Here is an 18,693-nt window from a genome sequence, read left to right on the forward strand (position 1 = left end):
GCCCCGGAACCGTGGGGTTCTCCGTGTGCCCTTCGACAAGCTCAGGGACCGGGGAGAGGTTGCTCGGGGACGGGAGGGGATCCGGGGGCCCTTCGACAGGCTCAGGGACCGTGATGAACAGCCCCGGAACCGTGGGGTTCTCCGTGTGCCCTTCGACAAGCTCAGGGACCGGGGAAGGCGGCACAGGGACCGGGGAAGGTGGCTCGAGGATCGGGGAAGGCGGCTCAGGCTTCGCGGGATCAGGAGGCCCGGAACGGCAGCACAACCCGCCCAGCCCGATACGATGGAGGGCTGATGTCCGACCTCCGAATCTCCTACCCGCCCGAGCTGCCGGTCAGTGCCGCCCGCGCGGACATCGCGCGTGCCATCAGCGAGAACCAGGTCGTCATCGTCGCCGGGGCAACGGGTTCCGGCAAGACCACCCAGCTGCCGAAGATCTGCCTCGAGCTCGGTCGCGAGTCCATCGGACACACGCAGCCCCGACGACTGGCCGCGCGCACGATCGCCGAACGCATCTCGGAAGAGCTCGGCCAGGAGCTCGGCGGCATCGTCGGCTACCAGGTCCGGTTCACCGATCAGGCGTCGAAGGCGACGAAGATCAAGCTGATGACCGACGGCATCCTACTGAACGAGATCCACCGCGACCGGATGCTGCGCAAGTACGACACGATCATCATCGACGAGGCGCACGAGCGCAGCCTCAACATCGACTTCCTGCTCGGCTACCTCAAGCAGCTCCTCCCCCAGCGCCCCGACCTCAAGGTCATCATCACGTCCGCGACGATCGACCCGGAGAGCTTCTCGAAGCACTTCGACGGAGCGCCCATCGTCGAGGTCTCCGGCCGCACCTACCCGGTCGAGATCCGCTACCGGCCGCTCGTGGCCGACGAGCCCACGGACGACGATGAGGACGCCCCCGAGTCCGAGACCGCCGACCGCGACTACCTCGAGGGCATCAACGCGGCCCTCGACGAACTGGCGCGGGAGTCGATGGGCGACGTCCTCGTCTTCCTGTCCGGTGAGACGGAGATCCGCGACGCCGCCGACGCCATCCGCGGGCGCAACCTGCCCGGCACCGAGGTGCTGCCGCTCTACGGCCGGCTCTCCTCCGCAGACCAGCACCGCGTGTTCCAGCCGTCGACCGTGCCAGGCCTCCGCAGGCGCATCATCCTCGCGACGAACGTGGCCGAGACGAGCCTCACGGTGCCCGGCATCAAGTACGTCATCGACGCCGGAACCGCCCGCATCTCGCGCTACAGCGTGCGCTCCAAGGTGCAGCGGCTCCCCATCGAGGCGATCTCGCAGGCGTCGGCGAACCAGCGTTCGGGTCGCTCCGGCCGCACGAGCGACGGCATCGCCATCCGCCTCTACTCGGAGGACGACTTCGCGAAGCGCCCGGAGTTCACCGAACCGGAGATCCTCCGCACGAACCTCGCCGCGGTGATCCTGCAGATGATCTCCCTCGGCCTCGGTGACATCGCCGCCTTCCCCTTCCTCCAGCCGCCGGACGCCCGCGGCATCAAGGACGGCGTCGACCTGCTGTCCGAACTCGGCGCGATCGAGACGCGCACCTTCGCCGACGGCTCACCTCGCGGCGGCGGTCCACGCCTCACGCGGGTGGGGCGCGACCTCAGCCGCCTGCCGATCGATCCGCGGTTCGCGCGCATGGTCGTGGAGTCGAAGCGGCACGGGGTGTCGCGGGAGGTGCTCGCGATCGTCGCGGCGCTCACCATCCAGGACCCACGCGAACGACCGCTCGAGCACCGGCAGAAGGCCGACGAACTGCACCGCCGGTTCGTCGACCCGACGAGCGACTTCCTCGCCCTCCTGAACCTCTGGAACTACCTCGAGGAGAAACAGGACGAGCTGTCGTCGAGCGCGTTCCGTCGGCTCTGCAAGAACGAGTTCCTCAACTACCTCCGCGTCCGCGAGTGGCACGACGTCTACCGCCAGCTGCGCCAGCTCGCGAAGCCCCTCGGCCTGACGATCAACGAGCCGGCGGTGAACCCCGACGGCATCCACAAGTCGCTCCTCGCGGGGCTCCTCTCCCACATCGGGCTGAAGGACCAGACCGTCGCTCCGGTCGTGAAGGGCCGGAACGCTCCCCCGGCGACGAAGACCGCGAAGAAGGGCGACTACATCGGCGCCCGCCAGACGCGCTTCGTCCTCTTCCCCGGGTCCGCGCTCGCGAAGAAGCAGCCGAACGCCGTGATGAGCGCGGAACTCGTGGAGACGAGTCGGCTGTTCGCCCGCACCAACGCCTCGATCGACCCGGCGTGGGCGGAGCAGATCGCCGGCGACCTCTGCAAGCGCTCGTACAGCGGGCCGCACTGGGAGAAGAACCAGGGCTCCGCCGTCGCGTTCGAGAAGGTGACGCTCTTCGGCGTGCCGATCGTGCCGCGCCGCCGGGTGCAGTTCGGTCGCATCGACCAGGAGCAGGCCCGCGAACTGTTCCTGCGGCACGCGCTCGTCGACGGCGAGTGGACCCACGACATCGGTCGCGACAAGCTGTTCGACTTCCACCGCGCGAACCGACGGCTGCGCAAGGAGCTGAGTGAGCTCGAGGAGCGGACGCGACGCCGCGACATCCTCTTCGACGACGAAGCCGTCTTCGACTTCTACGACGCCCGCGTCCCCGCCGAGATCTCGACGACGCGGGGCTTCGAGTCCTGGTGGCGCAAGACGCGCGTCGACCAGCCCGAGCTGCTCACGATGCGCCAGGAGGACCTCCTCCCCGAGGACGCTCCGGCGGTGGACGAGGACCGCTTCCCCGCCGAGTGGGTGCAGGCCGACCAGCGGTTGAAGCTCAGCTATCGCTTCGAGCCCGGAAGCGACGACGACGGCGTGACGGTCATCGTCCCGCTCGCCCTGCTCGACCGGCTCTCGCCCGCGGGTTTCGACTGGCAGGTCCCCGGGCTCCGTCGAGACCTCATCACCGCGATGATCAAAGCGCTCCCGAAGGCCCTGCGTCGGAACATCGTGCCTGCGGCAGACTGGGCGGCGAAGCTGCTCGCCGAGCTCCCCGCCGACGTCCCGGCGGTCGCCCCCGGCAGTCCCGCCGCCGAGGACTCGTTCGCCACCCGTCTCGCGAACGCGATCAAGCGGCTCTCCTACATGGACATCACCGCCTCGGACTTCGAGATGGAACGCGTCCCCGAGCACCTGCTCGTGACCTTCCGCGTCATCGACGAGCGCGGCCGCACGCTCGCGAGCGGCAAGGACCTCGTCGAGCTGCAGCAGCGCCTCAAGCAGCGCACCCGTGCGAGCGTCGCCAAGGTCGCGGCCGCCAGAGCGCCCAACGCCATCGAGCGCTCCGGGTTCACCAGATGGGACTTCGACGACCTCCCCCGCTTCATCGACATCCGCCAAGAGGACGGCGTGATCCGCGGCTACCCCGCGATCGTCGATGACGGCACGAGCGTGTCGATCCGGATCATGAGCACGGAGGCCGACCAGGCCCGCGCCATGCCCGCCGGCGTGCGCCGCCTCCTCCTGCTCGCGATCCCGTCCCCGACGGCGTACGTGCAGCAGCACCTCAAGGCCAACGAGAAGCTCGCGCTCGCGACGAGCCCGTACCGGTCGACGCCGGCGTTGTTCGAGGACTGCCTCGCCGCCTGCATCGACGATGTCCTGTTCCGCGTGGTGCCCGACGGACAGGTGTTCTCGCGGCTGCAGTACGAGACGCTTCGCGACCGCGTCTCCGCCTCGGTCATGGACCGCATGTTCCAGACGGTCGCCATCGTCGCCCGCATCCTGCAAGCCGCGCGCGACACGGAGAAGGCCATGAAGGCGGCGACGAGCATGACGCTGCTCGCGGCCCTCACCGACATGCGGGGCCAGCTCGACGGACTGGTCTTCCCGGGCTTCGTCTCCCGGACGGGCTCAGCACGACTCGAGCATCTGCCCCGCTACCTCGCGGGCATCCGTTACCGCGCCGAGCGACTGACGGACAACCCGAACCGCGACCGGGTGTGGATGACGGAGGCGCAGACGGCGTCGGCACGGTTCGAGGCCGCCGGCGGCACGATCCCACTGCCCGCCGAGGCTCCGGAGCACCTCGTGAAGGCCCGGTGGATGCTCGAGGAGCTCCGGATCAGCCTGTTCGCCCAGCAGCTGGGCACGGCCGAGTCGGTGTCGTTGCAGCGCCTGCAGAAGGTCCTCGCGGGCTAGCCCTCCCTGATCCCTGACGATGGAGCCGGTCCCTGAGCCTGTCGAAGGGCGCATCCCGACTAGCTCGACCGGGTCGACGGCTCAGGCCTCGGGTCCCTTCGCCACCGGACGCTCCGGGTGGTTCGCCCACTCGCTCCACGACCCCGGGTACAGCGCCGGTTCGAAGCCGGCCAGGGTGAGTGCGACCGCGTTGTGTGCCGCGGTCACCCCACTGCCGCAGTAGGTGGCGACCGTCGCGTCCGCAGGCACGCCCGCGGCGAGGAACTGCTCGCGGAGGGTCTCAGGCGAGAGGAACCGGCCGTCGGCGCCGACGTTGGCGGTCGTCGGTGTGCTGAGCGCTCCGGGGATGTGACCGGCCCGGGGATCGATCGGTTCGACGTCACCCCGGTACCGCTCGCCGGCGCGCGCGTCCAGCAGGACCCGCCCCTCGCCCGCCCACGTCGCTGCGGTGTCGATGTCGATACTCGGCAGGACACCCGACGTCAGCGTGACGGTCCCGGGTTCCGGGACGACCTCGCCACGCTCCACGGGCAGTCCGGCGTCCGTCCACGCCCGGAACGCGCCGTCGAGGATGCGGACGTCCGCGATGCCGGCGTTCCGCAGTACCCACCAGGCGCGCGCCGCCGACAGGCTCTTGAGGTCGTCGTAGACCACGACCACGTCACCGTCGTCGACGCCCCACGATCGCGCGGAAGCCTGGAGCGCCTCGCGATCGGGCAGGGGGTGACGGCCTCGGACGGCCGCTTCTCCGGGCGGCACGTGGTCGGCCAGCTCGTGGTCGAGGTCGACGTACACGGCGCCGGGCAGGTGTCCCTCGAGGTAGGCGGGCCGTCCGTCCGGTGCGTCGAGTCGCCACCGCACGTCGAGGACGCGCACCGGCGTCTCGGAGGCGATCAGAGCGGCGAGGTCGTCCGGGGTGATGAGGATGGGCATGCGTCCAGCGTACGCATGGGAGGTCGACGAGACCTGCGCCCGACCCCTCGGTCACCGTCACACCGGGTAACAGAGTTGCAGCTCCGGCCGGATGAGCGAAACGTAGCCTGTGCAGCGTCCACCGAATCGGCGTTGCAGCAGTCGTCCACAGCCGTTCGAAGGATCCCCCGTGAGCTCAGTCCACCCGGCAGCCGCCTCCGTGACCGCCTTGCCGTCCCCCGTCGACGGTGGCGAGGTCGCCCCCGGTTTCGCCTCCCTGTCCCCCGACGACTTCAAGGCGGCGTTCCGTCAGCACCCCGCCGGCGTCTCGGTCATCACCGCCGACGACGGCTCCGGGCCGGTGGGGCTGACCGCCACCTCGGTCTTCTCCGTCAGTGCGGAACCGCCGCTCCTCGTCTTCTCGGTGTCGTCGCTGTCCTCGAGCGCGCCGACCATCACCGCATCCGACACCGTCGTGGTCCACCTTCTGGGTTCCGAGCAGTTGCACATCGCGAAGCTCTGCGCGACGAGCGGAATCGACCGCTTCGCCGACACCTCCATCTGGGACCGCCTGCCGACGGGCGAGCCGTATTTCACGGGCAACGGCGTCTGGATCCGCGGACGCATCGTCAACCGCATGGAGGCGGGCACCTCGACGGTCATCGCGGTGCACGCGCTGGAGTCGAGCGTTTCGCAGCCGCAAGCGGCCGAGAAGCCGGTCCGGGCCGAGCCTGCCGCCGAGGCACCCGCTCCCGCCGTCCCGGCCTTCACCCTGAGCTTCGACGGTGCGCCGCTCGTCTACCACAACCGCACCTGGCACCGCCTCGACGCGAACTCGCAGATCGACGGCTGAGCGGCCTGCTGCTGGACATCTGTGCACTCGCAACCCGCCGTCGGTCCACCGATCTCCGGATAGCGTGGTGACATCACCATCGTCGAGAGGACCCTCATGGCTGGATCGAAAGCCCGCACCGCCGCACGTCTGCTGCTCGGAGGCGCACTCGTCTTCGCCGGCGTCAGTCACCTGACCTTCGCTCGGAAGGACTTCCAGGCGCAGGTACCGGAATGGGTCCCGATCGACGAGGACACCACCGTGCTCGCCTCGGGCGTCGTCGAGATCGCCCTGGGTGCGGCACTCGCCTCAGGCGTGAAGCGGACGGCCGTCGGCAACCTCGCCGCCGCGTTCTTCACCGCGATCTTCCCGGGCAACCTCTCCCAGTGGCTGAACCGCCGCGACGCCTTCGGCCTCGACACCGACAGCCGCCGGTTCACCCGCCTCTTCTTCCAGCCCGTGCTCATCGCCTGGGCCCTCTGGTCCACCCGCCGCTGACCACCCACCGTCGCTGAGTCGCCCGAATCTGCGCGTTTCCGCGTCGGATTCGAACATCCTCGGGCGAGTCAGCGGCGCACGGCGGCTCTCCGGGTAGTGTCGAGGACACCAGAGCCACAGGGAGAACGATGCTGACGACCGAAGCGACCATGGACGAGCTGCTCGTCGCCGAACCCGTCGAGGCTCCGAGCGCAGGACGCAACGGTGTCGTCAGTCTGGTCGCGCTCGTCGCCATCCTCACGATCGTGGTCACCGCGATCGCGGCGCTCTTCTTCCCCGTCGTCCAGGGCGTGACCGCGTTCCTCTACTTCTTCCTGGCGGCCGGCGGCGGCCTCGGCGGCTGACGCCGATACGCGCTCAACGCCTGAGGGCCGGATGGAATCGTGGATTCCATCCGGCCCTCGTGCGTTCAGCGCAGCGACAGCGCGGTGACTAGAAGTCCCAGTCCTCGTCTTCCGTGACCACGGCCTTGCCGATCACATAGGAGGAGCCGGAACCCGAGAAGAAGTCGTGGTTCTCGTCGGCGTTCGGGGAGAGCGCCGACAGGATCGCCGGGTTCACGTCCGTGACCGTCTTCGGGAACATGGCCTCGTAGCCGAGGTTCATGAGCGCCTTGTTGGCGTTGTAGTGCAGGAACTTCTTGACGTCCTCGGTGAGGCCGACCTCGTCGTAGAGGTCCTGCGTGTACTGCACCTCGTTGTCGTAGAGCTCGTAGAGCAGCGAGAACGTGTAGTCCTTGACGTCGTCGCGCTCAGCCTGCGTGAGCTTCTCGAGGCCCTTCTGGAACTTGTAGCCGATGTAGTACCCGTGCACGGCCTCGTCGCGGATGATCAGGCGGATCATGTCGGCCGTGTTGGTGAGCTTGGCGCGGCTCGACCAGTGCATGGGCAGGTAGAAGCCCGAGTAGAAGAGGAACGACTCGAGGAGGGTCGAGGCGGCCTTCCGCTTCAGCGGGTCGTCACCGTGGTAGCGGTCGAGGACGATGGACGCCTTCTTCTGCAGGTTCGGGTTCTCGACCGACCAGCGGAACGCCTCGTCGATCTCCTTCGTGCTGCTGAGCGTGGAGAAGATCGAGGAGTAGCTCTTCGCGTGCACCGACTCCATGAACGCGATGTTCGTGTAGACGGCCTCCTCGTGCGGGGTGATCGCATCGGGGATGAGGGCGACGGCGCCGACGGTGCCCTGGATCGTGTCGAGGAGCGTGAGGCCCGTGAACACGCGCATGGTGAGCTGCTGCTCCTGCGGCGTCAGGGTGTTCCACGACTGGACGTCGTTCGACAGCGGGATCTTCTCCGGCAGCCAGAAGTTGTTGACGAGGCGGTTCCAGACCTCGACGTCCTTCTCGTCCTCGATCTTGTTCCAGTTGATCGCCTGGACGCGGTCGACCAGCTTGAGCTTCTCTGACATGAATTGGTGTCCTCTATCGGGAAGTGGGGTTGGCCCTGCGACAGGCTCAGGGACCGGTGGTGCAGATGGCCCTCGACGGACCGGTGGTGCTGATGCCCTTCGACAGGCTCAGGGACCGGCGTCGGGCTCAGTAACCGGGACCGGAATCCCGGCCGCTGAGCCTGTCGAAGTGCGATGACGAAGCGCGAAGCTCCTTAGAGCATGCAGCTGACGCAGCCGTCGACTTCCGTGCCCTCGAGCGCGAGCTGGCGGAGACGGATGTAGTAGATGGTCTTGATGCCCTTCTTCCACGCGTAGATCTGCGCCTTGTTGATGTCGCGCGTGGTGGCGGTGTCCTTGAAGAACAGCGTCAGCGACAGTCCCTGGTCGACGTGCTGCGTCGCCGCGGCGTACGTGTCGATGATCTTCTCGGCACCGATCTCGTAGGCGTCCTCGTAGTACTCCAGGTTGTCGTTCGTCATGAACGGAGCCGGGTAGTACACGCGACCGAGCTTGCCTTCCTTGCGGATCTCGATCTTCGACGCGATCGGGTGGATCGACGACGTGGAGTTGTTGATGTAGGAGATCGAACCGGTCGGCGGGACGGCCTGGAGGTTCTGGTTGTAGATGCCGTACTCCTGGATGGACGCCTTGAGGGCCGTCCAGTCCGCCTGCGTCGGGATCTGCACGCCGGCCTGCTCGAAGAGCTCGCGGCCACGAGGTGTCTCGGGCTCCCAGACCTGGTCGATGTACTTGTCGAAGAACTCACCCGACGCGTACTGCGAGTCGGCGAAACCGTCGAAGGTCTCCCCGCGCTCCTTGGCGATGAGGTTCGAGGCACGCAGCGCGTGGAACACCACCGTGTAGAAGTAGATGTTCGTGAAGTCGATGCCCTCGGGGCTGCCGTAGTGCACGCGCTCGCGGGCGAGGTAGCCGTGGAGGTTCATCTGGCCGAGGCCGATGGCGTGCGACTTGTCGTTGCCGTCCTCGATCGAACGCACCGAGGAGATGTGGCTCTGGTCGGACACGGAGGTGAGGCCGCGGATGGCGGTCTCGACCGTGCGACCGAAGTCGGGCGAGTCCATCGTGAGCGCGATGTTCAGCGAGCCGAGGTTGCAGGAGATGTCCTTGCCGATCTCCTTGTACGAGAGGTCCTCGTTGTAGGTGGTCGGCGTGTTGACCTGGAGGATCTCCGAGCAGAGGTTCGACATGTTGATGCGGCCCTTGATGGGGTTCGCCTTGTTCACCGTGTCTTCGAACACGATGTACGGGTAGCCGGACTCGAACTGGATCTCCGCGATGGTCTGGAAGAACTCGCGGGCGTTGATCTTCGTCTTCTTGATGCGGGAGTCGTCGACCATCTCGTGGTACTTCTCGCTCACCGAGATGTCGCCGAAGGGCACACCGTAGACGCGCTCGACGTCGTATGGGGAGAACAGGTACATGTCCTCGCCCTTCTTCGCGAGCTCGAAGGTGATGTCGGGGACGACGACGCCGAGGGACAGCGTCTTGATCCGGATCTTCTCGTCGGCGTTCTCACGCTTGGTGTCGAGGAAGCGCAGGATGTCGGGGTGGTGTGCGTTGAGGTACACCGCACCGGCGCCCTGACGCGCGCCGAGCTGGTTCGCGTAGCTGAAGGAGTCCTCGAGGAGCTTCATCACGGGGATGATGCCGCTCGACTGGTTCTCGATCTGCTTGATCGGCGCACCGGACTCACGGATGTTCGACAGCGAGAGCGCCACACCACCGCCACGCTTCGAGAGCTGGAGCGCGGAGTTGATGCCGCGGGCGATCGACTCCATGTTGTCCTCGATGCGGAGGAGGAAGCAGGAGACGAGCTCGCCTCGCTGGGCCTTGCCCGAGTTGAGGAAGGTGGGCGTCGCCGGCTGGAACCGACCCGCGATGATCTCTTCGACGAGCGCGACCGCGAGCTGCTGGTCGCCGTCGGCGAGGCCGAGGGCGGTCATGACGACGCGGTCCTCGAACCGCTCGAGGTAGCGCTTGCCGTCGAAGGTCTTCAGCGTGTACGAGGTGTAGTACTTGAACGCGCCGAGGAAGGTCTGGAAGCGGAACTTCTTCGAGTAGGCCAGGTCGTTGAGTTCCTGGATGAAGTCGAACGAGTACTTGTCGAGCACTGCCTGCTCGTAATACTCCTTCTCGACGAGGTAGTCGAGCCGTTCCTTCAGCGAGTGGAAGAAGACGGTGTTCTGGTTGACGTGCTGGAGGAAGTACTCCCGCGCGGCCTCACGGTCCTTGTCGAACTGGATCTCGCCGTTCGGGCCGTAGAGGTTGAGCATCGCGTTGAGCGAGTGGTAGTCCATCTGGCTCGTCGACGGTGCGTCGATCACTGAAACTGGCGCTGCTGCCAAAATGATTCCAATCCATTGTGGACGGTGGTGACATCGTCCTGGGTTCCGAAGAGTTCGAAGCGGTACAGGTGCGGGACCTTGCATTTGCTGGCGATCACGTCGCCGGCGAGCCCGTAGGCCTCGCCGAAGTTCGTGTTGCCTGCGGCGATGACCCCGCGGATCAGGGAGCGGTTGGCCTCCACGTTGAGGAACCGGATCACCTGTTTGGGCACCGCTCCGTCGCCGTTGCCCCCGCCGTAGGTGGGGGTCACGAGGACGTAGGGTGCCGTGGCGTGCACGGCTTCGTCTTTCGCATACAGCGGGATCTGCAACGAGGGCAGGTCGAGCTTCTGCATGAAGCGATGCGTGTTGCCGGAAATGCTGGAGAAGTAGATCAGCCGTGGTTGCACGGGTGGCCTCCTCGTCGACGTCCGGACGGTCGGATGGTGCGGTGCTGCTGGAGCCGGCTCATGATGACGCCTGCGACCGTGGGCTCAAGCCAGACGTGCGGCGAGCTCTTCGATCTTGTCGGGACGGAAGCCCGACCAGTGGTCTTCCTCGGTGATGACGACCGGTGCCTGCAGGTAGCCGAGGGCCTTGACCTGCTCGAGTGCGTTCTCGTCGACCGACAGGTCGAGGATGTTGTACTCGATGCCCTTGTTGTCGAGTGCGCGGTACGTCGCGGTGCACTGCACGCAACTGGGCTTCGTGTAGACCGTGATTGCCATAGCTCTTCGTGCCTTCCCCTCAAAATCTGGTGATTCCCGCGGCGTCCTGCGCCGGGGTTCCAATACTACATATAGATGGCGGTCTTCAGGTCGACCACAAGGGCTAGTAGTTACAGCCCTGTAGTTTTCCACCGGGTTCTCCACCGTTTCGGGCGAGTTATCCACCGGTTCTCCACTGGGTACAACACCCCTGGGCGACGCGAAAATCCCGGATTGACGGCCTTTTCTCCCCCGTCCGAGGGATATCTGTCCACAGGCAGGATTCTCCTCCGCACCTCCGACATCCGTTGTCGGTTTGGGCGTGTCGCGGGCGTGTCGCGCGTGTCGGGACCGGTCCCTAGACTGGTGTCCTTGTGAGCAGCTACCGTGACCTCCTTCGTACCCCCGGCGTCGCCCGGATCATCGCGGCGCAGCTCACCGCACGCTTCCCGTTCGGGATGCTCTCGCTGGCCTTCCTGCTCCACATCGAACAGGTCACCGGGTCCTACGGCGCCGCCGGGCTCGTCCTCGCCGCGACGAGCATCGGGCAGGCGATCGCCGGCCCCCTCACGAGCCGGTGGATGGGCGTCTGGGGCATCCGCAAGGTGCTCCTCCTCACCCTCGCGGTGTGTGCCGTCTCCGTCACGACCATCGCCCTCGTCACCATGACCGTCCCCGCGTACATGGCGGTCGGATTCGTCGCCGGGCTGAGCACCCCGCCCGTCCAGCCCGCGGTCCGCACCATCTACCCGAAGCTCGTCACCTCCCAGCAGCTCACCCCGTTGTTCTCCCTCGACGCCTCGGCCCAGGAGATCATCTGGGTGCTCGGGCCCGTCGTGACCACCTTCGTGTCCACCCAGGTCGGCACGGTCTGGGGCATCGCCCTGGCGGCGGCGATCATGGTCGTCGGCTGCCTGTGGTTCATCTCCTCACCGGAGGTCGGGCGCGTGCGCATCCCGAGGAGCCGTCGCAAGCTCGGGCAGGTGCTCAAGCGCCCGCCGGTCCTCCTCGCCACCGTCGTCGGGTTCCTCCTCATCGGCGCCTGTTCGGCCGTCGAGGCTGGCGTCGTCGCGACCTTCGGGCACGACGGCCTCGAAGCCGGTATCGTCCTCGCGATCTTCTCGGTCGGCTCGCTGGCCGGCGGCCTCGCCCTCGGACACACCCCGATCGGTCCCTACGCGCTGGCGCGCCGCATCTTCATCGTCTTCGCCGGACTCGCCGTCGCGAGCCTCTTCCTCAACGCCTGGTGGCTGTCGGTCACCCTCTTCGTCGCGGGCATCGGCATCGCACCGGCCCTCGCCGTGCTGTTCGCCATCGTCTCGGCGAGCGTGAAGTTCAGCGACACGGCCGAGGCCTACGGCTGGGTCGGCACCGGTCAGCTCATCGGTGCCGCGATGGGGTCGGCGGCGGCCGGCTTCCTCATCGACGGCTCCGGAGCGGTCGGCGCGTTCTGGGTCGCCGGCCTGTTCGCGCTGCTCGGTTTCGTCATCCCCTGGATCGGTCACCGCTGGCACCCCGACCTCCGCGGCCGCGATGCGAGCCCGATCCCCGACACCGAGCCGATCAACACCCACCCGTCCTGAGCCGCCCCGCTTCAGTCGTCGGCGCGCAGCGGCGCGAGGGCCCCGTCGAGTGCGGCCAGTTCGCCCAGCAGCATCGGGAGCATGGTCGTCTGGCGGTCGTTGGGCGTGAACACCCCGTCGGCGATCTGCCGTGAGACGTACGGGATCTCCACGTTCGCACCGGTACTGACGAGACCGAGGGCCTGCAGGACAGGTCGAAGCGCGACGACGCCGCGGGTTCCGCCCGACAGCCCGCCGTAGCTGACGATCCCGACCGGCTTCCGCGCCCACTCGTGCATGAGGTAGTCGAGCGCGTTCTTGAGGGCGGGCGCGTAGCTGTAGTTGTACTCGGGCGTCACGAACACGAAGGCGTCCGTCCGGTCGACCCGCTCGCTCCAGGAGATCGTGTGCGGGTGGACGTAGGCACGCTTCCGCGGGTGCGCGGGCTCGTCCATGAACGGCAACGCCAGCTCCCGGAGATCGACCGCGTCGACGGTGAACCGCTCGTCCGTCTCCGCCACGCCGGCGACCCAGTCGGCGACGGCGCCGCCCACCCGCTCGGCACGGACGCTCCCGGTGACGATCATGAGTTGCGGCATGGGCTCCCTTTCGACGGTGACGGTGGCCCTGTCGAGGATACTGGTGCCATGGCAGACAGCACCCCGACCGTCCTCCTCAACGACGGGCACACGATCCCCCAGCTCGGCTTCGGCGTCTACAAGGTCCCGGACCTCGCCAGCACCGAGATCGTGCGGACGGCGTTGGAGGTCGGGTACCGCCACATCGACACCGCCTCGCTGTACGGCAACGAGCGCGGCACCGGCGTCGCGATCCGCGAGTCGGGCATCCCCCGCGACGAGCTCTTCGTCACGACGAAGGTCTGGAACACCGATCAGGGGTACGAGGAGACGCTGCGCGCGTTCAACAGGAGCCTCGACCTCCTCGGCCTCGACCACGTCGACCTGTACCTCATCCACTGGCCGGCCCCGGGGCAGGACCGGTACCGCGAGACCTGGCGCGCGCTCGAGCGGTTGCGGGCCGAAGGACGTACGCGTTCCATCGGCGTCTCCAACTTCCACCGCAGCCATCTCGAACGACTCCTGGAGTCGGCGGAGGTCACCCCGGCCGTCAACCAGATCGAACTCCACCCCTTCCTCCCCCAGCGGGAGTTGCGCGCCGTCAACGCGGCACACGGCATCGCGACGGAGGCCTGGTCGCCGCTCGCCCGCGGCCGCTTCTTCACGCCCGCCGCCGACGGATACGACGCCACCTCCGACCTCGGGGCCATCGCACGGAAGCACGGGCGCACGGTCGCACAGGTGGTGCTGCGCTGGCACCTGCAGCTCGGCAACATCGTCATCCCCAAGTCGGCCACACCGGCGCGGATCGCGGAGAACTTCACGGTGTTCGACTTCACCCTCGACGCCGACGACCTGACCGCCATCTCGGCGCTCGAGAACGGCGAGCGCACCGGCACCGACCCGGACCGGCTCGACTGACGCGAGACCGTAGGCTGAACCCATGACCGAGCCCGTCGTCGACACCGCGTCCAGCCTCGCCGCCCGCACGATCACGCCCGTGGAGCTCCCACGTCACCGCTGGGGTCGTCACGACGCGCCGGCTCGGGCGCTCGTGGTCCACGGACTCGGCAGCAACGGTCCGAGCACCTGGCGCATCTGCGCCGCCCTGGCCGATCGCGGTTGGCTCGTCGAGGCGGTCGACCTCCGCGGCCACGGCGTCGCCCCTCGTGCGCTGGACTACCGGGTCGAGGCCTACGCCGCCGATCTGCTGGCCACCAGGCCGACCCCCGTGCCCGGCGTCGGGCACGCCGCGTGGGACCTCGTCGTCGGACACTCGCTCGGAGGCGCCGCCACCGCGGTCGCCGCCGCAGCCGACCCCCGGTGGGCCGCGGCGGTCGTGCTGCTCGATCCCGCCATCGCGCTCGACGACCACGACGCCGAGATCATCCGCGCCAGCCAGGAAGCCGCCTTCGCCGACAACACGATCGCTTCCGTCCGCGCGAAGAACCCGGAGTGGCACCCGCTGGACGTGGAGATCAAGGTCCAGGCGGTGTCCGAGGCGAGCCGATGGGCGATCGAGCAGACGAGCGAGCAGAACCACCCGTGGGACGTCCGTCCTGCGGCGGCCGCTCTGCGCAACCCGACCTTCGTGATCGCCTCCGATCCGGAGGTGTACAGCCTCTTCCGCGGCGCGCTCGCCGCCGAGGTCCTCGCGAACCGCCAGGTCAGCCTGACGATCGTCCAGGGTGCCGGTCACAACGTGCATCGGGACCGCCCGGCGGAGACCACGAAGGCCATCGGTGATTGGGCCGAGCTGCAACTCGAGCAGCGGGCGCGACGCGAGACCTGATCGCGACCTGTTTCCCACGGTCCCTGCACCGCGGCTCCCTCGGGTGATGCGCGTCGCGAGACCTGATCGTGACCCGCTTCCCAGGGTCCCTGCACCTCCGCGGTGCGGTGGCTCCCTAGGGTGATGCCATGAAGCGCTCAGTAGTGATCCGCACCACCACCGTGCTGGTCTCGGCCGTCCTCGTCGGGCTCGTCCTCTCGGGCTGCTCGGCCGGGTCGAGCACCGAGGCCGGCAGCGACTCGCGAGCTGCGATGCCCGCGCCCGGCCAGGTCGCCGGCGACGCGCAGCTCGGCGTCGACGGCGCCGCCTCGCCCGACCTCACGCAACAGCAGGTGGTCACGACCGGTTCACTCACCGTCACCGCTGACGACCCGATCAGCACCGCGACGGACGCCACCCGGATCGTCACCGAGGCGGGCGGGCGCGTCGACAGCCGCGACGAGACTCCGGGCACCTCCGACCAAGCCGCGCAGGCGACGCTGACGGTCCGCATCCCCGCCGACGACTTCGACGACGTGCTCGCACAAATGCAGGCACTCGGCACGGTGAACAGCCTCTCCGTGTCCGCGGTGGATGTCACGGCACAGGCCGCCGACCTCGACGCGCGGGTCACCGCCCTCCAGGCCTCCGTCGACCGACTGCTCGGACTCATGGCGGCTTCGACCACGACGGCCGACCTCCTCGCCGCCGAGACCAGCCTGTCCCAGCGGCAGGCGGAACTGGACGGGCTCGTCGCCCAGCGCGACGCGCTCGCCGACCAGGTCGACTTCTCCTCCGTGTTCGTGAGCTTCGTGGCCCCAGGCGTGGTCGCGCCGGGCGTGCCCACCGACTTCTGGGGCGGCGTGGTCACCGGGTGGAACGCGCTCGTCGCCGCCGCCTCGGGGCTCGTCGTCGTGGTCGGCGTCCTGGTGCCGTGGCTGCTCCCCCTCGCAGTCGTCGCCGCGGTCGTGGTCCTCCTCGTCAGGTCGGGCCGCCGGCGCGCCGCTCGCCGCTCGCAGACACCTGCCACCTCGGCCGGGCCCGATGCGACAATGGACCGGTGACCGCTCAAGCGCAGCACCACCCGTCCGATCGATCGTTCGACCCCGCCTCGATCCTCAGTGATGGGCTCGTCGAGCGCATCCGCGAACGTGCCGCCGTGGCGGACCGTGAGAACGCCTTCTTCGACGAAGACCTCGCGGAGCTGCGAGCGTGCGGCTACCTCCGGGCGTTCGTCCCCGAGGAGTTCGGCGGCCTCGGCCTCGGCCTGAGCGAGGTCACGCTGCTCCAATCCCGGCTCGCCACCGCCGCCCCGGCGACCGCCCTCGCGATCAACATGCACCTCGTGTGGACGGGGGTCGCGCGACTGCTCCACACTCGAGGAGACGACTCGCTCCGCTTCGTCCTCGAGGGAGCGGCCGGCGACGAGCTCTACGCGTTCGGCGTGAGCGAGGCGGGCAACGACCTCGTGCTCTTCGGATCCGACACCGAAGCCCGTCCGGGCCCCGACGGTTCCTATCGGTTCCACGGCCGGAAGATCTTCACCTCGTTGTCACCCGCATGGACGTGGCTGGGGACGACCGGGCTCGACACGACCTCGGCCGACGGTCCGAAGGTCGTCTACGGCTTCATCGAGCGCTCGCGCGGCGGGTTCGAGATCCTCGACGACTGGGACACCGTCGGGATGCGCGCCAGCCAGAGTAGGACGACCCTGCTTCAGGGAGCCGAGTCGACGGCGGAACACATCGTCCGACGCCTCGACCCGGGCCCCAACCCGGATCCCATCGTCTTCGGGATCTTCGCCTGCTTCGAGACCCTCATCGCCGCCGTGTACACGGGCATCGGCGAACGCGCCCTCCGACTTGCGGTCGAGACCGCCCACCGGAAGACGTCGAAGAAGGCCGGTGGTGCGAGCTACGCGGCCGACCCCGACATCCGCCGTCGGATCGCGACGGCCGCCATCGCCTACGACGGCATGCTGCCGCAGCTCGCCGGCATCGCCCGGGACCTCGACGAGGGGGTCGACCACGGCGCGCTCTGGTTCCCGAAACTCGTCGGGCTCAAGGTCCGCGCGACGGAGACCGCCCGCGAGGTCGTCGATCAGGCGATCCGGGTCGCCGGCGGCGGCAGCTACTTCGCCGCGAGCGAATTGGGCAGGCTGTACCGCGACGTCCTCGCCGGGATGTTCCATCCCTCCGACGACGAGTCCGCCCACGCCACGGTCGCGAACGCCTGGCTCGGGCCCGTGTGATCGCTCGGGCCGGCCTGAAGGCGCGGCTCAGCCGCGGTTGTTGCTGAGCTCGAAGATCCGCAGGAGCTCGCCGACCGCGGCGTCCTTGCTGTCCCCGCCCTCCTCGAACATCTGCGTGACGTGCGTCAGCAGGTGGTTCTCGACGAGCAGTTTGTTGAGCGATCCCAGCGACTTCTGGATGGCGAGCGACTGCGTGATGATGTCCATGCAGTAGTCCTCGTTCTCGATCATCTTCTCGAGGCCGCGCATCTGGCCCTCAAGGATCTTCGTCCGGTGCAGGGCCCGCTTCTTGATGTCTTCGATCACCGGCTCAGAGTACCACCAGGGGGTACGGTGCCCTCCTGCTCCGTCGGACCGGAGGACACGGTCGACGAGCCTAGGATGGGCGGATGACGAGCTCCCCCACACTCGAACTCACCGCCGCCGATGCGGACCGTGCGCGAGCCCTGCGCTCGATGAAGCGCCTCGCCACCGGATTGCTCCTCGTCATGGCGGTCATCTTCGCCGTCGCGTTCGCGCTCGAGGGGCGCTACCCGTGGTTGGCGTATGTCAGGGCCGCCTCCGAGGGCGGTATGGTCGGGGCGCTCGCGGACTGGTTCGCCGTCACCGCCCTCTTCCGGCACCCGCTCGGCATCCCGATCCCGCACACGGCGATCATCCCGAAGCGCAAGGACGAGATCGGCGTCAGCCTCGGCGAGTTCGTGGAGACCAATTTCCTCTCCGAAGAGGTCGTGCGGCAGAAGCTCGCGTCCGTCTCCGTCTCGGAGAAGCTCGGCGGCTGGTTGTCCGAGCCCGCGAACGCCGAGCGGGTCACCGCCGAGGGGTCCATCGCGGTGCGGGGTCTCCTGGAGACGCTGTCCGACGACGACGTCCGCGAGGTCATCGAGGCGCTGGCGTCCAAACACCTCATCGACCCGCAGTGGGCCCCGAACATCGGCCGTTGGGTCGAGCACATCGTCGGCGTGGGCGCGCACCACGACGCGGTCGACCTCCTCCTCGACCGCACGGGTGAGTGGCTGAGCATGAACCCGAAGGCGTTCGAGCGCCTGGTCTCGAGCCGTCTGCCGACCTGGGTGCCGTCCTTCGTCGACCGGCTCGTGGACGACAAGCTCTACCGGGAGGCCGTGTCCTTCGTCCAGGCCGTCCGCGCGGACCCCGACCACCAGCTCCGTCATGCCCTCGACGGGTACCTCGGCGAGCTCGCGGAGCAGCTGCAGCACGACGACGCGACCATCACCCGCTTCGAGAACGCCAAACACGAGGTCATCGACAGTCCTCGCGTCCGGGAGGTCGCCGGCAAGACCTGGACGGCCGCGAAGAGCGCGTTCCTCGAGGCACTCGACGCCCCCGACAGCGACCTCCGCGTGCGCATCTCCGGCACCATCGCGGACTTCGGCCGGCGGCTGTCGACCGACCGGGCGTTCTCCACCCGCGTCGACACCCGCGTCGCGGACGCCCTGTCCTACGTCGTCACCCGCTACCGGCACGACATCGCGAGCATCATCACCGAGACCGTCGAGCGTTGGGACGCCCGGGAGACGACCCAGAAGATCGAGCTGCTCGTCGGACGCGACCTGCAGTTCATCCGCTTGAACGGCACGATCGTCGGCGCGCTCGCCGGCCTCGCGATCTTCACGGTCGCGCAGGCGGTCCTCCGCGCGTTCTGACGACGGGACCG

Annotated in this window: 18 protein-coding genes; 11 read left to right on the forward strand and 7 right to left on the reverse strand. The window is 68.2% G+C overall.

Features of this window, described 5'->3' with window-relative positions; all coding sequences use genetic code 11:
* On the forward strand, nt 1–295 hold a 295-nt coding region (locus tag QRN44_RS02065; protein WP_285038170.1), incomplete at its 5' end, for a hypothetical protein.
* Nucleotides 295–4,170: an ATP-dependent RNA helicase HrpA gene (hrpA, locus tag QRN44_RS02070; protein ID WP_285038171.1), complete on the forward strand. Its 3,876-nt coding sequence runs from the start codon at nt 295–297 to the stop codon at nt 4,168–4,170. The genes QRN44_RS02065 and hrpA, both read left to right, overlap by 1 nt.
* Before the next feature lie 81 nt (nt 4,171–4,251).
* On the opposite strand, the gene QRN44_RS02075 is transcribed toward hrpA, so the two are convergent.
* Nucleotides 4,252–5,103: a sulfurtransferase gene (locus tag QRN44_RS02075; RefSeq protein WP_285038172.1), complete on the reverse strand. Its 852-nt coding sequence runs from the start codon at nt 5,101–5,103 to the stop codon at nt 4,252–4,254.
* 208 nt (nt 5,104–5,311) lie between these two features.
* Here QRN44_RS02075 and QRN44_RS02080 point away from each other — a divergent pair, with 208 nt between their 5' ends.
* The 3 genes from QRN44_RS02080 to QRN44_RS02090 all read left to right on the forward strand — a co-directional run bounded on the left by QRN44_RS02080 (nt 5,312) and on the right by QRN44_RS02090 (nt 6,756).
* Nucleotides 5,312–5,935, forward strand: a complete 624-nt coding sequence (locus QRN44_RS02080; RefSeq protein ID WP_502928601.1) for a flavin reductase family protein — start codon at nt 5,312–5,314, stop codon at nt 5,933–5,935.
* Between the two features lie 96 nt (nt 5,936–6,031).
* On the forward strand, nt 6,032–6,412 hold the full coding sequence (locus QRN44_RS02085; protein WP_064296521.1) for a DoxX family protein: 381 nt from the start codon (nt 6,032–6,034) through the stop codon (nt 6,410–6,412).
* A 128-nt stretch (nt 6,413–6,540) separates the two neighbouring features.
* Entirely contained in the window at nt 6,541–6,756 is a 216-nt protein-coding gene (locus QRN44_RS02090; protein ID WP_285038173.1) for a hypothetical protein, read from the forward strand.
* Nucleotides 6,757–6,844: 88 nt separating this feature from the next.
* On the opposite strand, the gene nrdF is transcribed toward QRN44_RS02090, so the two are convergent.
* The 4 genes from nrdF to nrdH form a co-directional block, all read right to left on the reverse strand.
* Nucleotides 6,845–7,819, reverse strand: coding sequence for a class 1b ribonucleoside-diphosphate reductase subunit beta (gene nrdF, locus QRN44_RS02095; protein ID WP_056007612.1), 975 nt, complete (start codon nt 7,817–7,819; stop codon nt 6,845–6,847).
* Nucleotides 7,820–8,013: 194 nt separating this feature from the next.
* Nucleotides 8,014–10,119, reverse strand: coding sequence for a class 1b ribonucleoside-diphosphate reductase subunit alpha (nrdE, locus tag QRN44_RS02100; protein WP_285038457.1), 2,106 nt, complete (start codon nt 10,117–10,119; stop codon nt 8,014–8,016).
* Nucleotides 10,120–10,142: 23 nt separating this feature from the next.
* A complete protein-coding gene (gene nrdI, locus QRN44_RS02105) occupies nt 10,143–10,556 on the reverse strand; it encodes a class Ib ribonucleoside-diphosphate reductase assembly flavoprotein NrdI (RefSeq protein WP_064296523.1) in 414 nt (137 codons plus the stop codon).
* Between the two features lie 84 nt (nt 10,557–10,640).
* Nucleotides 10,641–10,874, reverse strand: a complete 234-nt coding sequence (nrdH, locus tag QRN44_RS02110) for a glutaredoxin-like protein NrdH (RefSeq protein WP_056007615.1) — start codon at nt 10,872–10,874, stop codon at nt 10,641–10,643.
* Nucleotides 10,875–11,227: 353 nt separating this feature from the next.
* On the opposite strand from nrdH, the gene QRN44_RS02115 reads away from it, so the two are divergent.
* Nucleotides 11,228–12,436 (forward strand): MFS transporter, encoded by a 1,209-nt coding sequence (locus QRN44_RS02115; protein WP_079001947.1) that lies wholly within the window; start codon nt 11,228–11,230, stop codon nt 12,434–12,436.
* An 11-nt stretch (nt 12,437–12,447) separates the two neighbouring features.
* On the opposite strand, the gene QRN44_RS02120 is transcribed toward QRN44_RS02115, so the two are convergent.
* A complete protein-coding gene (locus QRN44_RS02120; RefSeq protein WP_285038174.1) occupies nt 12,448–13,014 on the reverse strand; it encodes an NADPH-dependent FMN reductase in 567 nt (188 codons plus the stop codon).
* A 48-nt stretch (nt 13,015–13,062) separates the two neighbouring features.
* Here QRN44_RS02120 and QRN44_RS02125 point away from each other — a divergent pair, with 48 nt between their 5' ends.
* From QRN44_RS02125 to QRN44_RS02140, 4 genes are all read left to right on the forward strand, one after another.
* On the forward strand, nt 13,063–13,914 hold the full coding sequence (locus QRN44_RS02125; RefSeq protein ID WP_121289817.1) for an aldo/keto reductase: 852 nt from the start codon (nt 13,063–13,065) through the stop codon (nt 13,912–13,914).
* 22 nt (nt 13,915–13,936) lie between these two features.
* Nucleotides 13,937–14,785 (forward strand): alpha/beta fold hydrolase, encoded by an 849-nt coding sequence (locus QRN44_RS02130; protein ID WP_064296527.1) that lies wholly within the window; start codon nt 13,937–13,939, stop codon nt 14,783–14,785.
* A gap of 128 nt (nt 14,786–14,913) precedes the next feature.
* A complete protein-coding gene (locus QRN44_RS02135; protein WP_285038175.1) occupies nt 14,914–15,828 on the forward strand; it encodes a DUF4349 domain-containing protein in 915 nt (304 codons plus the stop codon).
* On the forward strand, nt 15,825–17,015 hold the full coding sequence (locus QRN44_RS02140; protein ID WP_285038176.1) for an acyl-CoA dehydrogenase family protein: 1,191 nt from the start codon (nt 15,825–15,827) through the stop codon (nt 17,013–17,015). The genes QRN44_RS02135 and QRN44_RS02140 overlap by 4 nt, the downstream gene beginning before the upstream one ends.
* 27 nt (nt 17,016–17,042) lie before the next feature.
* Here the strand turns inward: QRN44_RS02140 and QRN44_RS02145 are convergent, their stop codons facing one another.
* Complete coding sequence (locus tag QRN44_RS02145; protein WP_064296530.1) at nt 17,043–17,321, reverse strand: metal-sensitive transcriptional regulator; 279 nt, start codon at nt 17,319–17,321, stop codon at nt 17,043–17,045.
* Nucleotides 17,322–17,404: 83 nt separating this feature from the next.
* On the opposite strand from QRN44_RS02145, the gene QRN44_RS02150 reads away from it, so the two are divergent.
* Entirely contained in the window at nt 17,405–18,682 is a 1,278-nt protein-coding gene (locus QRN44_RS02150) for a DUF445 domain-containing protein (protein ID WP_285038177.1), read from the forward strand.
* The last annotated feature ends 11 nt before the right edge of the window (nt 18,683–18,693 follow it).

Origin of the sequence: Plantibacter sp. lyk4-40-MEA-4, assembly GCF_030209415.1 — a bacterium.
GTDB classification, from domain to species: domain Bacteria; phylum Actinomycetota; class Actinomycetes; order Actinomycetales; family Microbacteriaceae; genus Plantibacter; species Plantibacter flavus_A.